Source organism: Mycobacterium sp. P4_H6 (assembly GCF_056400845.1).
The window spans coordinates 1-15323 of record NZ_JBFUKN010000056.1 but is presented as its reverse complement, the minus strand read 5'-3'; the positions used below and the strand labels follow the sequence as shown (position 1 = coordinate 15323).

Sequence of the window (15323 nt, the reverse complement as noted above, 5' to 3'; positions counted from 1 at the left end):
GGAAAGCTGTTGCGGCAGAGCATGTCGATTTCGCGCTAGCCGGGTTGGGCGTCTGGGCGTTGGCTGGTCGGGTGCTGCGCCGTGATCGTGTGGGTACCCGCCGACAGTTCTCGGCGAACGTCGCCCAGTTCCACGTCGGCCCTTGCGCCGGCCGGCACGGTCACCGTGAGGGTCACGATCCTCGAAGGCCCCAGTTCCCATGCCGCGCCCGCTGTTCCGTACGGCGTCTCAAGCGTGACGGACGCCCTCGTAAGACCCCCACCGATGACGGGAGCCACCCGGAACCGCGCGTACCCGGGTGCCGTCGGCGCGAGCCCTGCCACGCGCTCCTGCAGGAACGCAGCCACCGTGCCGAAGGCGTAGTGGTTGTGCGACGCGTGCGGCTCGCCGGTGACGGTATAGCCCTCCCAGGTCTCCCACGTCGTGGTGGCGCCCCGTTCCACCTGGTCGAGCCACGACGGCGCCGTCGTCTGTAGGAGTACGCGGTACGCGATGTCCTGATGTCCTGCGTCGACGAGCGTGTCCAACAGCATTGGGGTGCTGAGGAATCCGGTGCCGAGGTGGAAATCTGCCTGCTCGACCAATTCGACGAGCCGGCCAGCAGCCCGGGGGCGTTGGTCCGGGGTGAGAAGGTCGAATGCCAGGGCTCTGACGTAGTCATCCTGCTTGTCGTCGCCGATTCGAGCGCCGCCTTCGGTGACGAACGCGGCTAGCCAGGCCCGCGTTGCGTTCGCCGACAGCCGGCGGTAACGGTCGGCGTCGTCCCCGTGCTGGAGAACCTCGGCGATGCGCGAGAGCAGTTCTGCGGATCGCGCGAGGTAGGCCGTGGCGACCGCGGCGCGTTTCCCGGTGAAGCCACCGCGGATCTCCGACCTGAATGTCTCACCGGGTCGGAGCCACTCGCCCCATTGAAAACCCGTGTCCACGATGAATTGTTCGAGATCGCCGACCCCACGACGCAGACGGCGGCGGATGCTGCGCTTGGTCGATGCCCGGTGGGTCAGGTGGTCCACCCATTTACGAGCACTGTCGTAGTGATCGGCGAGAACCGTGGTGTCGCCGTAGTACTGGTAGAGGGTCCACGGCAACATGACCGCGACATCTCCCCACCCCGTGGATGAGGAGCTGAAGGAGAGCTTGTTCTTGGACACCCCGGGGGAGGCCTCCGACGGGATGAACGGTGGCACCCGCCCGTCCGGGCGCTGCTCGACGGCGGTGTTCTGGAGGTATCGCCGGAGGAAGGCTCGGGCGTCGACCATCTGCGCCGCGGTCGGACCGAACACCTGGATGTCTCCGGTCCAGCCGGACCGCTCGCGGGTGGGGCAGTCGGTAGGAGTGTCGGTGAAGTTGGAGCGCAGCGACCACAGGACATTGCTCCAGAGGCGTTCGAGGCGCGGGTCGGACGCGCGGAACTCCGCGATCTGCGGGATTCTCGAGGAGAGCATGATGCCCAGGACATCATCTGGCGAGACCGGGTCGGCCGGCCCGTCGATCGCGACATACCGAAATCCGTGAATCGTGAACGCGGGCGTGTAGTCGACCGGCTTGTCGCCGAGGATGACCTCGTCGCGTTGGAACCATTCCTTGCCGGGCTTTTCGTCCAGGTAATTCGTGTCGAGTTCGCCGTGGGCGTCGAGCACCTCGCTGTAGAGCAGTTTGACCGTCGCCCCTGCGGGGCCGGCGAGACGCAGCCGCGCAACGCCGGCGAAATTCTGGCCGAAATCGACCAGTTGTCGTCCTGATGGGGTGCGACTGGGCACGCCGGTCCGATGACCGATCACGGTCACCGGCTCCACGGACTCGGCTATCAGAGGTTTGTGCGTGTTCAACAGTGATACCGCGGTTCCGAAGGCACCCTCAGGTGGCAGATCGGGCAGGCGCAGGTCCACGCGCTCACCATCTTTCGGGTCCGCGCGCATCACACGTCCGTAGCCCACTCGCCACCCTGCGTCGCTGCACACCTGCATGGTCGTACCGTCGGCAAGTTCGATTTCGAGCTGTGCCAGAGCGGCGAGTCGGTCGCCGTAGCGTGCCGCCGCGGAGAATATACCGAGCTTCCCGCGGTAGCGCCCCTCCGACACCACCATGTAGATGTGGTTCGTGCCGGTGTGCAGGGCGTCGGTGGTGTTGTAGGTCTGGTACTCGACGTACTGATGAAACGGTGTCCAGCGGGGCACGAGCGAATGGCCGGTAACGTCGGTGGTGTTCACGACAAGCCGGTACCACCCGAGCGCGGAGGTGTAGGCGCGCGCCCGCACCACCGGGGCCTTCAGGTCGATTGTGGTGTGGAAGTACAGCGTTCGCGGATCCTTGGCGGTGGAATCCGGGTGGGTGACCCACCGGGCCACCCACCCCGATCGGTCGAGAATCCCCGTTTCGAAGGAGTCGGCCGCCCAGTCCGTGACGCTCCCGTCGTCGAGGTGTGCCCGCACTCGCCAGTGATACCGGGTTCGCGACGCGAGCCGTGGTCCGGTGTAGGCAATGCCGAACGGTCGCTCGGATTCCACCCGCCCCGATACCCACGACGAATGCGCGGCGGGGAAGCCCGGATCGGTGCCGACCTCGATGTCGTACGCGCGTTGCGCGACCGTGCCCGGCACCAGCCATCCGAATTCTGGCGCAACGGTATCGATCCCGAGGGGCCTGCGAAGGGTGTCCACCGTGAGCGCGAACGGCTCGCGCATCAGCTGATCACCGCGTTGCTCCGTTGAGGAAGCCCGACACAGGGGCGTCGGGCTTCATGCCCAGCACGCGCCCGGTGGCGTCCTGAAAAAGTGCTTGCCGGGTGCGTTCGGTCATGTTTACGCGGACCATAGCCTCCCACGCTACGTCTCACAGCGCGACGGCTGGGGATCCCGCCGTAGCCGGCTGCCCAGGGTGGGAAGAGCGCGGCTTACCTGATGGCTCGCCGCACGCGAAGGGCTGCGCTGACGACCAGCGCGATGACGGCGCCGACGGCCGCGGCGCCGAGCAACCAGACACCCTGCGCCAGCTCGAAATCCCATCCGATGAAGCTGACGGCGGTGTGCACAGTGTTCTGCAACGCGAAGACGGCCAGAGCCACAACGAGAACGAGCGCGAGGATCAGTGCGAGCTTGGCGGCGAGGCCGCCGGAACGACGGGTGGGAATACGATCTGCGGTGGGGGTGGTCATGATGCTTCTCCTGAGAGTGATGGAATCGGTGGCGCGCCTTCTTGGTTCGCTCACCTGAATAGACGTACGCGCCAGCGCAATCCGCACGCCCGGAGATGCGTGACATCGTTCACACCTCATGGAGGTTTATTCGCGCGGCAGCGGACCCGCGCTCAGACCTTCTCTGCCTCGATCAGGTCGTGCGGCACCACCGAGAACCTGCGGCCGGTGGGTCGCAGGTCTGCGCCGCTGAGCAGAGCGGACAGTTCGTCCAACGAGCGCAGACGTCCGCCGTCCCGTTGAGTCAACGTATGGAGGTCGAGAAGCGGTGAGAACGGATTCGGCCGATGCCGTGGTTGCAGATACTCGATGATCACCAGCTTGCTGCCGCGAGGCATGCTCGTCGCCACCGCGGTGAGGATCTTCGCGCAGCGCTCGTCATCCCAGTCGTGCAGCACGTCCTTGAGCAGGTAGACGTCGGCGGTGGCGCGCACGGTGCGGAAGATGTCGCCCTCGACACGGTCGATGCGGTCGGCAACACCTCGCTCGGCGAGGAAGAGTTCCGCCTCGGCGATCATTCCCGCACTGTCGACCAGGACCCCGCGCAGATCGCCGCGCGACTCGGCCACGATGACCGATAGCAGCGTGCCGATGCCACCGGCCACGTCGCACACCACCGCACCGTCCGGCCACGGATACACCCGGGCGATGGCGCGGGCACTGATCTCCGTGGCCTGGCGCATCGTCGCGGCGAACACCTGTTGCTCGTCGGGGTGCGTGGCGAACCACTCCCACACCGACACACCGTGCACGATCTCGAACGCGCTCTGGCCACCGCGCACGCTGGTGACCAGGCCACCCCAGGCGTCGACGGTCGACCGCATCCCCTTGTAGCGCATCCAGGCTCGCAGCGACGCAGGGTGGTCGCTGCGCAACACCGCTCCCATGCGGGTCAGTTTCACCGCACCGGTGCGACGGTCCATCGTGCACAGATCGCACGCGACGGCCCCGCGCAGAAGCCGGTGCGTGGTCTCTTCATCGCAATCGATCCGGGCGGCGATCTGCGGTGCGGTCATCGGGCCGCCGGCGAGCACATCGGCGATCCCGAGTTCGGCTATGGCTGCGGCGATCTGCACACCGCCGACACCCTCGCCGAGGTCCAGCATCGCGATCTGAGGCGGCACCAGCTTGTCTGCGAATTGCTTGAGCCTGCGTCGCAGGGCGAGGGTGGCCAATACCACGGGGAGAGGCGTCGACGCCATCCGTGCAGGCTACTCCCAGGCGCGTTATGGCTACGTGTTTCAGCGAGAAATTCGTTGCGGCAGTCGGTTTCAGGTGATGGCGTCGATGGCGCTGACAGTGATCTCGAAGGGGCCCCGCTGTTTGTCGAGAATGTAGACCGCCACCTCGTCGATGTGTGACGGGTCCAGAGTCTGTGGGGCATCGAGGGCGGGATCGAGGCGCATCCCCACCGGTTGGAAGCCCTCAACGGGCAGGTTGTAGACCGTCGGTAGGGCGGCCTGAGTAGGGAAACGCTGGATGTAGGACCAGGGCTGCCCGGCAATACCGACCTTCAAGAGGTAGGTCTTTCCGTCGCCCGTCGCGTGCACACGGAGCGACTTCGCACCGGTGGCTCGTCGTCCGATATCGGGGTCCTGCGGACTGCGGGCCGAGGCGAATCCGCCGTTGTTCTCCAACGAGACGTTGCCGGAGAACATGAGGCCACCACCGCCGAACGTGATCATCGAGGTGGACATACCGCCCATGACGGGGTCGTTGACGGTTGTCCAGGTGGCCACCGCGCCGGCATTGCCGAGGTCGGCGAGTACCGGCGCATTCGTCGTCTCATCCGCGTTGGCGGATCGGCCGGCGCTTGCGCACGACGCAAGCAAAAGCGCCGAGCACACCAACACGATGCCGACCAGCCCACGCTCAGACCGCGGACCGCTGCACGTGTGAGGTCGACAACTGTCCATGAGGCCAATGTATGTGCGCCGGACACCTTGTCAACTACAGCTGCGGCGGTATGCGTGACAGTCACACGCGGAGAACACTTGTCGGAATCTCAGAGCATTTCTCCGAGGTCAACACCGGCTCGGATTCGCACCCATCTCGCGGCTTCGCATCGGCATGCCATCGATCACTGCATAAACTGCGTGAAGATCCGGGACCTGGTTGACGCGAAGCTTCTCGCCACCGTCTTTTCCGATCAACACGACGCTGAAAGCACCGTCACCAATCCCATACTGGTTCGCCAGCCGCTGTGACTCATCGGCGCTGATGACGTGACCGTCAAGCGTGCTGACTCCCTCGGCCACCACCGAGCCGATCACCATGTCTCGACCGTCAAAATCGCATCGACTGGCCTCGATTCGGCCGAGCGTTTCCACGAGCCGGGCATCGTGGTCCGTAGGCGCGAACAGCAGTAGGGGACGACGCTCCCAGCGGTAGTCACTGAGTTCGGTAGCCATTGCCGTACCGGCGCCGAAGGCTGTACTCACCACCAACGCAATCGATACGAGCGCCACTCGCCGAACACTGCGTCTGTCGGTCATGATGAGTACCAACTCTACGGACGGGTCCTCGGTTGTCGAGATATCGGTCAGATCGCAGCGTGCATGGCCGCCACGACGTCCTTGGTCCACACCACCCCGTGTGCGAGAAATGCGTAGTTGACCAGAGCGGCCTGGTAGCCATCTCCCCACTCCGGATGACGGGGGCCGGCGACGGCATCGCGGACGACGTAGACCTCGAAACCCTGCTCGAGAAGATCGCGCAGGTGGGATTCGACGCACATGTTCGCCARCATCCCGCCCAGCAGGACCTTGTTGATCCGTCGCTTGCGCAACTGCAGCACCAGATCGTTGGTCTGCGAACCGAAGACCTTGTGCGGGCTGACGACGATCGTCTGGGGATCCTCGATGTAGGGCTTGAATTCGTCGAGCCAGTCGGCCCCCGAGCCGGTCAGCCCGTCCAGATTCAACGGACCCGGCCGATCGAAGGTGCCGGTGCGCAGCTCGTCGGCCTCCAGCGCGCCGTTGAACAACCAGCCGTGGTCGGTGGGATAGAAGTAATGCGGTGAGATGAACATGCCGAACGATGCGGCTTTCGCGGCCTGAAAGATGGCGAGCATGTGCGCAACGGTGTCGTTCTCGGTGACGCTGGCGCCGGTCGCCGCCCAGTTGATGCCGGTGGGGCTGAGCACATCGTTCTGCGGATCGATGAAGACGACGGCGGTGTCGTTTCGGTTCCAGTCCATCGGAGTGTCTCTTTTCCTGTGTCGGCGGGCGAGCATCAGATGATCTCGTGTCGATGATTGACCTCTTGGCCGGCGATGTCGTCAGTGTCCGCCACCATCGCGGCCCCCCGGTGACCTCAGTGCGCGCTACCTGCTGGCGGGTAGGGGCGGTTCGCCGCGAGGCAGTGAAAGCCTTGCGGCCTGCGAACGTGTCTGGCCGTCGCCAGGATTTCATGAGGCGAACACTCGACAAGCGCACGTAACCGTGGTTGCGTGCGCTGCGTGTCTTCTCCGTCGCTCGATGAGCAGGCCCTGGTCGTGGGCGATGCCACGTCGACCGGACTCTACGAGTACTTTCGGCGCAGTCTGACCATCGGGCGGCACCCGTCATGAGCGCCGGTGCCAACGACGTGCCAGGCAACCCGCGCCCCGCTGCGGCGAACGACCTACCGGCGTCGAGGGACGTGGTGCCGTTCCGGGAGGCGCTGCGTGCCTGGTTCCTGATCTCATTGCAGACCTTCGGCGGACCCGCCGGCCAGATCGCGGTCATGCAGCATTTCCTCGTCGATCAGAAACGCTGGATCGGCCAGAAACGGTTCCTGCATGCACTCAACTACTGCATGCTGCTGCCGGGCCCCGAGGCTCAGCAGCTCGCCATCTACACCGGGTGGCTGTTGAACGGCACCCGCGGCGGGATTGCAGCAGGGACCTTGTTCGTCCTTCCCGGTGCGGTGGCCATACTGGCGCTGTCGGCTATCTACGTCGCATTCGGTGAAACCCTGGCTGTCGCAGCCCTCTTCGCGGGCCTGGCGCCTGCGGTCCTGGCCATCGTGGTTAGCGCTTTGTGGCGGGTGGGAAAGAAGGCTCTCACCGGCCCGGGCCTCATCGTCATCGCTGTCGCCTCGTTCATCGCGCTGAGCGTGTTCGGGATCGCCTTTCCGATCGTCATTGCGGTCGCGGCGGTCATCGGGTGGGGGCTGGGACGCTACGCCCCGGCGATGCTGAGCGGGCACGCCACATCCGCGAGCGGCAGTGACACCGACCAGGATTCGCTCATCAGCGATGACGTGCTTCACGACGCCGGTCCGTCGCGCGCTCACACGGCCAAAGTGCTCGGGGTCAGCCTGCTTGCGTGGGGATTACCCATGCTTGCGGTCGTACTGCTGACCGGACCGCACAGCGTGCTCACCACCCAAGGGATGTTCTTCACCGGAACAGCTTTGGTGACGTTCGGCGGTGCATACGCGGTACTGGCGTACGTCGCACAACGCGCTGTGGAGGTGTACCACTGGCTGGCCCCAGGCGAGATGGTGCGCGGGCTGGCGCTGGCGGAGACCACACCCGGACCGCTCATCATGGTGGTGCAGTTCGTCGCCTTCGTCGGGGCGTACCGCAACCCGGGCACCCTGGATCCCTGGCTGACAGCGACACTGGCCGCGCTGCTCACCACGTGGGTCACCTTCGTGCCGTGCTTCATGTTCGTCTTCCTCGGCGCCCCCTATGTCGAACGCCTACGCAACAACGCGCACCTCAGCGCAGCTCTGACCGGGATCACCGCTGCCGTCGTCGGCGTCATCGCCAACCTGGCCGTCTACTTCGCCTTCCACACTTTATTCGCCGAAACAATCACCGTGCATTGGGGTTTCGTGAGCATGCAACTACCCGATGGCGCGACGTGGAAGCCGCTCGCGCTCGCCATCGCCGTCATCTCCGCGGTCATCATCTTCGGCTTCAAGTGGTCGGTGCTGCGCACCCTCGGCATCTGCGCACTGCTCGGTGGTGCAGCCGCACTCGCCGGACTGCCGCTCACGTGACATGCAGAACACGCTTGAACGCCGACTCTGGCGCTATCCGAGCCGCGGCATGGCGAGCGCCGTGCCGAGGATCCAGGCGAACAGGAACGCCGGCATCGCGGTGATCGAGATGCCCTCCAGGGAGAGTGGGCCCTCATGGACGATGAAAGTCGCCAGCAAGAGTGGATGAACGACGGCGCCGGCCGTCGCCAGATGCGCGGTGTAGCGGGGTAACACCCGGTAGGTGTACACCGCGACGGCGAATGCTCCGAGCGCGACGACCGTCGGCAGGCCGGACATGGCAAGCAGTCCGAACGTGAAGTCATAGAGCAGGATTGACATCTCCGCACCGTGATCGCGGTAGAGCAGCAGGTTGAATGCGGTGAACCCGCTGAGCAGAAGGATGACACAGCCGAGAAAGCTTGCCCCGAAGCACATCGGCAGCATCGAGGCGGCGGGGAGGCGGTCACGAAGAACGGCGTGTACGGCGGCGCCGAAAACGAGCCACAGCGTGACGCCCATCGTGTTGAGCAGCATCGTCACGATCAGGCGGTCGTGATTGTCCGCCGCCCATCGCGCCACCTCCGTGCCCGCGGTCTGTGTCGCCGGAAAGGACCAGATCGGGTAGGCGATCAGGGTGAGTGCGGGCAGGGCGAACCCGACCGCGCCGGCCCATCGCGCCACCCGCGCGGCCGGCCACGCTTTTGCCCGCCGTCTCACGGCCACCGTAGAAGTGCTCAATTCCGGCCTCCGGTCTGCATATCTTTCCACCGGTAAGTTTACGTGCCGAGTTCGATGATGCCGGAAGCGGTGAAACTTATCAATGGTCAGATCGACGGTAGGGTGACTGGTCATGGCAACGAGTCCGCGCCCGTACCACCACGGCCAACTCGAACGGGCGGCGATCGATGGAGCCGTCGAGGAAGTCAGAACGGTCGGAGTTGCGTCGGTGAGCATGCGCCGCATCGCCCGGCGCGCGGGCGTCTCGCACGCCGCGCTCGCCTATCAATTCGGAGACAAGAGCGGGATCTTCACCGCGGTGGCGGCTGAGGGTTTCCGGCTACAGGCCGAAGCGCTCGGCTCGGTGGCGGGCGGTCCGGATGGGTTTCTGCAGGGCGGCCAGGCGTACATCGCTTTTGCGCTCGCGTACCCCGGTCACTTCGAGGTGATGTTCCGTCCCTATCTGTACCGCGCCGACGATCCAAAGCTGCTGGCGGCGAAGAAATCTGCGTTCGACGTGCTGCATGATGCCGCTCGCGCAAGTCTGGGCAGTGGTCGCTCAGAGCCGGTCGGTGAGGACGAGGTCACGTCACTGGCCTTGGCCGGTTGGTCGTTGTCACACGGCTTCGCCACTCTGGCCTTGACATCCAACATCGCGGAGCTTCGTGACGCAGACCCGGCTGCGGTCGCGGAGTCGGTCAAGCGGGGCGTCATTGCGATGGGGAAGCTGGCGGCGCGCGACAGTGGGTGACTGCACGGGCACCGCGAGGACGGCGACGCACGCGCCGTCGATATCCACCGGGAGGCCGGCCTTGCCTGCCGTTTGGCTACCCACCCGACCGGGCACTCATTCGGAAATCACGATGTGAGGAGTCTTCATGGCGATCTGCGATACCTGTGGCAATGACTACGACAAGGCATTCTCGGTGACGTTCGCGGACGGGCATTCGGCGACGTTTGACAGCGTGGAATGCGCCGCGGTGCAACTGGCACCGGAATGCGGCCACTGTGGTTGCCGCATCCTCGGTCACGGCGTCGAGGCGGACGAGGGCATTTTCTGTTGCGCCCACTGCGCGCGCAAAGCGTCCAACGCCGACATCAACGACCGCTATCCGGTGCCGTCCGGGGCTTGATCGACACGTAAGCCCGAGGGGGTCACTGCCTCGCCTGGAGCCAGTTCGGCACCAAATCGCCGTCGTGCGCTGCGACTGACTTGAGCTCCGTCAGCGTCGGGTGCCGGGACGCCAGGAGTGCGCTGTCGGTGCCGGACTCAGGTTCCTCGTCCATCTCGAACTCGGCGAGCCGGACGTCACCTTCGCGAACCTCGTCGACCCGCGCCTGCACCGCCCCACCGCGCGCCAACCGGGCGTGCACGATCGGTCCTACCTCGGCGGCCGGGCGGTCAGGGACGTTGAGGGACAAGACAGTTGCTTCAGGTGCATCCAGAAGCAGTTCCAGCACGGATGCCACCAGCCCGGAGGCCGTTGCCCAGTGCCGGTCCCCGCGGGGATGCAGCGCCACATCCAGTGACACCGCCAACGCGCGGATATCGTTCACCCCGGCGGTCAAGGCCGCGCCGACGGTACCCGAATGCAGTACGGCCCGGCCGACATTGGCGCCGTGATTGATCCCGGACAGCACGAGATCCGGGCGCGGGTCGAACCACCCGTTCAAGGCGGCGGCGACGATGTGCGCGGGTTGGGCGTGGACGGCCCACGCCTCGATACCGTCCAGGCCGGGCACTTCCCGGCGCTCGACCACCGTGCGGCCTTCCCGGCGCACCGCTGTGAGCGCCGCGCTCGCGCCGCTGGCCTGCTCCGCGGGTGCGGCCACGATCACTTCGAGCCCCGCCCGCTGTGCGGCGATCGCCAGTGCGTGTAGGCCGGCCGAGTCGATCCCGTCGTCGTTGGTTACCAAGGCGCGTGGCACCCTTCGTCCTCTCTTCGCTATGTCCATGGCCGCAGTTCGACGCGTTCGGCGAGCGTCTCGACGGCCTGCGCGCCGCCGGTGCCCAGCCCGTGGCGCACGACGTTGAGCGCCCCACACGCCGCGCCCACCTGCAAGGCCTCGCGCAGCGAACGTCCGCTTGCCAGCGCAGCGACCATGCCCGCCGTCATCGAGTCCCCGGCTCCGGCCGGGTCGGCAGGCTCCAACTTGGGCATCTCGACCTCCACCACAGCGCCGCCTCGCGTCCCGTCGCTCTCAGCGTCCTGCTCGTCGAGCATCGCCAGGGCCGGCGCGGCACCGGACCGCGACACGACGATCGTGCCTGCGCCCTCGTCGCGCATGGCACGCATGGCCGCCACCAGATCTTCGGCGTCCTCTGATTTCGCACGGCCGTCTGCGAGCAGTTCTTCGTGGCTCACCTTGATCAGGTACGGCTTACCGGCAAGCACGGCCTCCAGTCGTTCGCCGGCGAGGTCGGCGGCGACCTTGCACCCGTTGGCGCCGAGGTCGGTGGAGAGGCGCCGGTACAGATCCGCGGGCACCACCCGATCGTCCTGCGGCCCGGACAGCAGCACCCGACCGTGAGTGAGACCCAGGGTGAGGGTGAGTTCGTAGAGCGAGTCGAGTTCGTGGCGATCGAGCGGACTGCCGGCGCTCTCGGCGACGACTTCCCGGCTGCCCGTGCGGCGGTCGTGGACGTACGCCCCGTTACGCGAGCTGACGGGGACCGTTCGCACGGTGACGTTCTCCGCGGGCAACAGGTGGCCCAGCACGGAGCCGGTCTCGCCGCCGAGGGCGGCACACAGCACGGTCGGCACACCCAGCGAGGACACCATGCGGGACTGCCAGACGCCCTGGCCTCCCGCATGCACGTGGATGTCGGCCTCCCCGGAACGGTCCTCCACGGTCACGGTCAGCACCGGTGACGGGGCGAAGATGACAACGGAGTCCGCATGGTCGGACGGTGGCGGCTCGGGTTCGGTGTTCGTCATGGGTGGCGGGGTACCCACTCGGTGCTGTCAACCTTCGGCACCGGAAAGATCGGCGTCAGTCAGGCCGCGAAGACGGCGCGGACGACGGACTCGTCCCCGTCGACTTCGACAAGACCGAGGGCGCGGGCGTCGTCGAGAGTGAGCGCTCCCGCAGCCAGCCCGAGGACGTAGCTGGGTTCGGCACGGATGATCGCATCGAGATCGCCGCCCTCGTGCAGGCCGACCTCGAAGCCCGTTCGCGATGCGCGAAGTGCCAGGAGCTCGCCGACATCGAGGCCGACCGTCGCCGAGGACCGGACTTTGACCCGGGTTCCGAGCAGGGCGGGGATGGCGAGAGCGAGCCACTCGGGGCGGAAGGCGTCGCCTTCGGGACCGCGCACCATCAGCGGGGTCGACCAGGCGATCAAACTCTCGATCGGCGTGCGTAGTTCGGCGCCCCACGGGGTGAGGTGGTACTCGACCACGCTGCCTTCGCCGGCCAATCGCCGTTCGATCACCCCGAAAGCCTCGAGCTCGCGGAGTCGGTCGGCGAGCAAATTTGTCGCGATACCGGGGAGACCGTTGATCAGGTCGCGGTAGCGCGCGGGAGAGATCAGCAGCTGGCGGACGATCAGCAGGTTCCACCGGTCGCCGACGACTCCGAGGGAGCGGGCGAGCCCGCAGTACTGCCCGTAGCTGCGCATCGAATCCTCCAGCACTTGATTTACTCAAGTGTATATGAGAAGTTCAAGCGATCGAGAAGGCTGGCACACCAGGGGGCGTCATGACCGAATCCATCAAGAGCACCCGACCCGCCTGGGTGGACGACGGACTGTTCCCGTTCGAGAGTCGCTTCATCGACATCGACGGGCACAGCGTGCATTACGTCGACGAGGGCTCGGGCCCGACACTGCTTCTCCTGCACGGCAACCCGACCTGGTCGTTTCTCTGGCGCGAGGTGATTTCCGCGCTGCGAACAGACTTCCGCTGTGTCGCGCTGGACTATCCGGGATTCGGACTCTCCACGGCAGCGCCTGGGTACCGCTACCTACCCGAGGAGCACGCCGACGTGGTCACCGGGTTCGTCGATGCTCTCGGCTTGGACGGTGTGACACTGGTCGGCCAGGACTGGGGCGGCCCGATCGGCCTGGCCGCCGCGCAGCGACGGCCCGGCGCCTTCGATCGGCTGGTCCTCGTCAACACCTGGGCCTGGCCCGTCAACGGCGTGCTGCACTTCGAGGCCTTCTCCCGCATTGTCGGTGGTCTCCCGATGCGATTCCTGGTCCGGCAATTCAATGTGCTCGTCAACGCCTTCATCCCCACCGGCCACCGCAGACGCACACCGACGGCCGACGAAATGAACCATTACCGAGAGGCGCTCGCCACCGCTGAGCGGCGGCAGGCCAGCGCTGTGCTGCCTGGGCGGGTGCTCGGCAGCCGCGCTTTCTTCGCCGACGTCGAGGCCGGTCTTGCCGACCTCGCCCACCTACCTACCCTCATCGTGTGGGGCGACGCCGACATCGCCTTCCGCCCGCAGGAGCGGGAGCGCCTCGAAGCCACCTTCCCCCAGCACGAGACCGTCATCGTCGAAGGCGCCGGCACCTATGTGGAGTCCGACGCGCCCGAGGAGTTCGTTGCCGCGATCCGCGACTGGGCAGCGAGGTAGGAGGTCGCCCAGCCGCTCGCTCCGAGGGACGAGTGGACATCGCCGATGCCAGTTCGTAGCCTGTCCGAGACAGTCGACAGCCGGGCCACGATCGGTCCTATAGCGAAGGACCGTGACAATCCGAATGACCGAAGTGCGCCGTTCACTTCGACGAGCGGTGTGCGGTTTCGCGGTGACAGTCCTGGTCCTGGCCGTATCGATGGGCGGCGCGTATGCCGATCCCGCGGCAGATGCACTGGCCAAACTCAACGAGTTGTCCCAGCAGGCGGTGCAGAGTCGCCAGGCTGTCACCGCTGCCCAGCGTGACGTGGATGCGACCGCCGCTGTTCAGGCAGCAGCCGACGAGCGCCATCGCGGCGACCTGCAGGCCCTGGAGGCCGCCAACGCCCAGCTCCAGCCGTACCAGGCCGCGATCAACCGGGTGGCCGCGATGGAGTACATGAGTGGACGCAGCGGTCAGATGGCGGCGGTGCTGACGGCCGGCTCCCCGCAGCAGCTCATCGATCGGCTGTCGCTGCAGCGGACGGTCGCCGCGCAGGCAGCCGACCAGATGAAGGTCTTCCTGGCAACGCGTGAGCGCGCCGCCACCGCCGCCCAGGCTTCGGAGAAATCAGCCGCCGGCGCCCGCGCCGCGGCCGAGAAGGCAGCATCGGTGCGTGCCGACCTTCAGTCCAAGTTGAGCGACATGCTGAAGCAGATCGCCGCCGCGGAGGCGCAGTACGCCGCACTCACACCGCAACAGCAGGCGGCCGTCGACAACGCGGTCCCGCCGCCACCGCCGAGTGCGCCCGCTCCGACAGACCCGGCGATCATCGCGATGCCGGCCCCGCCATCTCTGGCTGCCGCCGTCATCGACATCCCCGAGGCGGCCCTGCCCGTCGGTGTCGCCAACGAGGCCGGTCTGCAGCCCAACGCGATCCTGGCGGCCCGGGCGGTCAGTGCGCAGTTCCCGCAGATCGGCGAGATCGGTGGGGTACGGCCGGACTCGAAGCCGTGGCATCCGAGCGGCCTGGCGATCGACATCATGATCCCGAACTCCGGCAGTCCCGAGGGCATCGCGCTGGGAGATCAGATCATGGCGTTCGCGATGGCCAACGCAGGCCGGTTCGGGCTGCAGGATGTGATCTGGCGTGGCACGTACTACACGCCGGCCGGTCCGCAGGCATCTGGTTACGGCCACTTCGACCACGTGCACATCACCGTGACGCCGCGCCGCTGACTTCCGAGCAGCACCCGCGTTTGGGGATTCAGGCGTCGAGCGCCACCACATCAGCGGCCCGCAGCGCGTTCACCGCGAGGCGGGCCGCGCTTCCGATCGCCTGGTCGACGACGGGCAAGTAGACATCTGAGCGCGCGGCGCGGGTGAACACGGAAACCGCGATCGGAATCTCATCGGGGAACGAGACGACGGCGACCTCGTTGCGGATGGGTCCGATGGTGCCTGTCTTGCCGGCCACCACCACATCCGGAAAAGGGAACGCCGACCGGATCCGGTGCGGCCAGATCTGTTGAGAAAGAATCGTTTTCATGGCATGAGTCGACTCGGGGGAGGCGGCGGTGCCCGTCCAGATGGCAGTCAGCATGGTGTTCGTGTCGGCCGGACTGGTCGCGGTGGTGTACGCAGGGTCGAATGCCGCACTGTCGTGGATGACGTTGTTGCTGGCGAGCAGGCCGACCGCTTCGCCGAGGGTCAGAGCTCCGGAGTCATGAATCACCTGGCGTTGCAGCGCCGCGGTGCCGCCCACGACACGGGTACTGGCCAGACCGAGGTCGTCGATCACGTCGTGCAGGGCGTCCATGCCCACTGCCGCCAGCAGGACGTCGGCAGCGGCGTTGTCGGACAGCGTGATCATCA

The 15323-nt window shown here is 66.4% G+C and carries 16 protein-coding genes; 5 read left to right on the top strand and 11 right to left on the bottom strand.

Features of this window, described 5'->3' with window-relative positions; all coding sequences use genetic code 11:
- Window positions 1–35 precede the first annotated feature (35 nt).
- The 6 genes from AC1DTF_RS21300 to AC1DTF_RS21275 all read right to left on the bottom strand — a co-directional run bounded on the left by AC1DTF_RS21300 (window position 36) and on the right by AC1DTF_RS21275 (window position 6392).
- Window positions 36–2684: an alpha-L-rhamnosidase gene (locus AC1DTF_RS21300; RefSeq protein WP_477475511.1), complete on the bottom strand. Its 2649-nt coding sequence runs from the start codon at window positions 2682–2684 to the stop codon at window positions 36–38.
- Between the two features lie 209 nt (window positions 2685–2893).
- Entirely contained in the window at window positions 2894–3154 is a 261-nt protein-coding gene (locus AC1DTF_RS21295) for a lipopolysaccharide assembly protein LapA domain-containing protein (RefSeq protein WP_477475510.1), read from the bottom strand.
- A 152-nt stretch (window positions 3155–3306) separates the two neighbouring features.
- The gene (locus AC1DTF_RS21290; protein WP_477475509.1) at window positions 3307–4395 is read right to left on the bottom strand and encodes a methyltransferase; all 1089 of its coding nucleotides are present in this window, start codon (window positions 4393–4395) and stop codon (window positions 3307–3309) included.
- Between the two features lie 69 nt (window positions 4396–4464).
- Entirely contained in the window at window positions 4465–5040 is a 576-nt protein-coding gene (locus AC1DTF_RS21285) for a CIA30 family protein (protein WP_477475508.1), read from the bottom strand.
- Between the two features lie 177 nt (window positions 5041–5217).
- Window positions 5218–5661: a DUF4174 domain-containing protein gene (locus AC1DTF_RS21280; protein ID WP_477475507.1), complete on the bottom strand. Its 444-nt coding sequence runs from the start codon at window positions 5659–5661 to the stop codon at window positions 5218–5220.
- A 74-nt stretch (window positions 5662–5735) separates the two neighbouring features.
- Window positions 5736–6392, bottom strand: coding sequence for an isochorismatase family protein (locus tag AC1DTF_RS21275; RefSeq protein ID WP_477475506.1), 657 nt, complete (start codon window positions 6390–6392; stop codon window positions 5736–5738).
- 368 nt (window positions 6393–6760) lie between these two features.
- Between AC1DTF_RS21275 and chrA the strand changes: the two genes are divergently transcribed.
- Window positions 6761–8185: a chromate efflux transporter gene (gene chrA / locus AC1DTF_RS21270; RefSeq protein ID WP_477475505.1), complete on the top strand. Its 1425-nt coding sequence runs from the start codon at window positions 6761–6763 to the stop codon at window positions 8183–8185.
- 33 nt (window positions 8186–8218) lie between these two features.
- On the opposite strand, the gene AC1DTF_RS21265 is transcribed toward chrA, so the two are convergent.
- A complete protein-coding gene (locus AC1DTF_RS21265) occupies window positions 8219–8884 on the bottom strand; it encodes a hypothetical protein (protein WP_477475504.1) in 666 nt (221 codons plus the stop codon).
- 133 nt (window positions 8885–9017) lie between these two features.
- On the opposite strand from AC1DTF_RS21265, the gene AC1DTF_RS21260 reads away from it, so the two are divergent.
- Both AC1DTF_RS21260 and AC1DTF_RS21255 read left to right on the top strand, forming a co-directional pair.
- Window positions 9018–9635: a TetR/AcrR family transcriptional regulator gene (locus AC1DTF_RS21260; protein WP_477475503.1), complete on the top strand. Its 618-nt coding sequence runs from the start codon at window positions 9018–9020 to the stop codon at window positions 9633–9635.
- Window positions 9636–9762: 127 nt separating this feature from the next.
- Window positions 9763–10017, top strand: a complete 255-nt coding sequence (locus tag AC1DTF_RS21255; protein WP_057169234.1) for a hypothetical protein — start codon at window positions 9763–9765, stop codon at window positions 10015–10017.
- A 22-nt stretch (window positions 10018–10039) separates the two neighbouring features.
- Here the strand turns inward: AC1DTF_RS21255 and surE are convergent, their stop codons facing one another.
- Genes surE through AC1DTF_RS21240 form a run of 3 tightly spaced genes read right to left on the bottom strand, consistent with a single transcriptional unit; the run spans window position 10040 to window position 12506 of the window.
- A complete protein-coding gene (gene surE, locus AC1DTF_RS21250; protein ID WP_477475502.1) occupies window positions 10040–10813 on the bottom strand; it encodes a 5'/3'-nucleotidase SurE in 774 nt (257 codons plus the stop codon).
- A 17-nt stretch (window positions 10814–10830) separates the two neighbouring features.
- Window positions 10831–11823 carry a 1-phosphofructokinase family hexose kinase gene (locus tag AC1DTF_RS21245; protein WP_057169236.1) on the bottom strand — a complete coding sequence of 331 codons (993 nt, stop codon included), beginning with the start codon at window positions 11821–11823 and terminating at the stop codon, window positions 10831–10833.
- Window positions 11824–11882: 59 nt separating this feature from the next.
- Window positions 11883–12506: a winged helix-turn-helix transcriptional regulator gene (locus AC1DTF_RS21240; RefSeq protein WP_477475528.1), complete on the bottom strand. Its 624-nt coding sequence runs from the start codon at window positions 12504–12506 to the stop codon at window positions 11883–11885.
- Window positions 12507–12586: 80 nt separating this feature from the next.
- Here AC1DTF_RS21240 and AC1DTF_RS21235 point away from each other — a divergent pair, with 80 nt between their 5' ends.
- Complete coding sequence (locus AC1DTF_RS21235) at window positions 12587–13468, top strand: alpha/beta fold hydrolase (protein ID WP_057169237.1); 882 nt, start codon at window positions 12587–12589, stop codon at window positions 13466–13468.
- 124 nt (window positions 13469–13592) lie between these two features.
- Window positions 13593–14687, top strand: coding sequence for a coiled-coil domain-containing protein (locus AC1DTF_RS21230; RefSeq protein WP_057169238.1), 1095 nt, complete (start codon window positions 13593–13595; stop codon window positions 14685–14687).
- 28 nt (window positions 14688–14715) lie between these two features.
- Here AC1DTF_RS21230 and AC1DTF_RS21225 read toward each other — a convergent pair.
- Window positions 14716–15323: serine hydrolase (locus tag AC1DTF_RS21225; RefSeq protein WP_477475501.1), on the bottom strand; the 608-nt coding region annotated here is incomplete at its 5' end.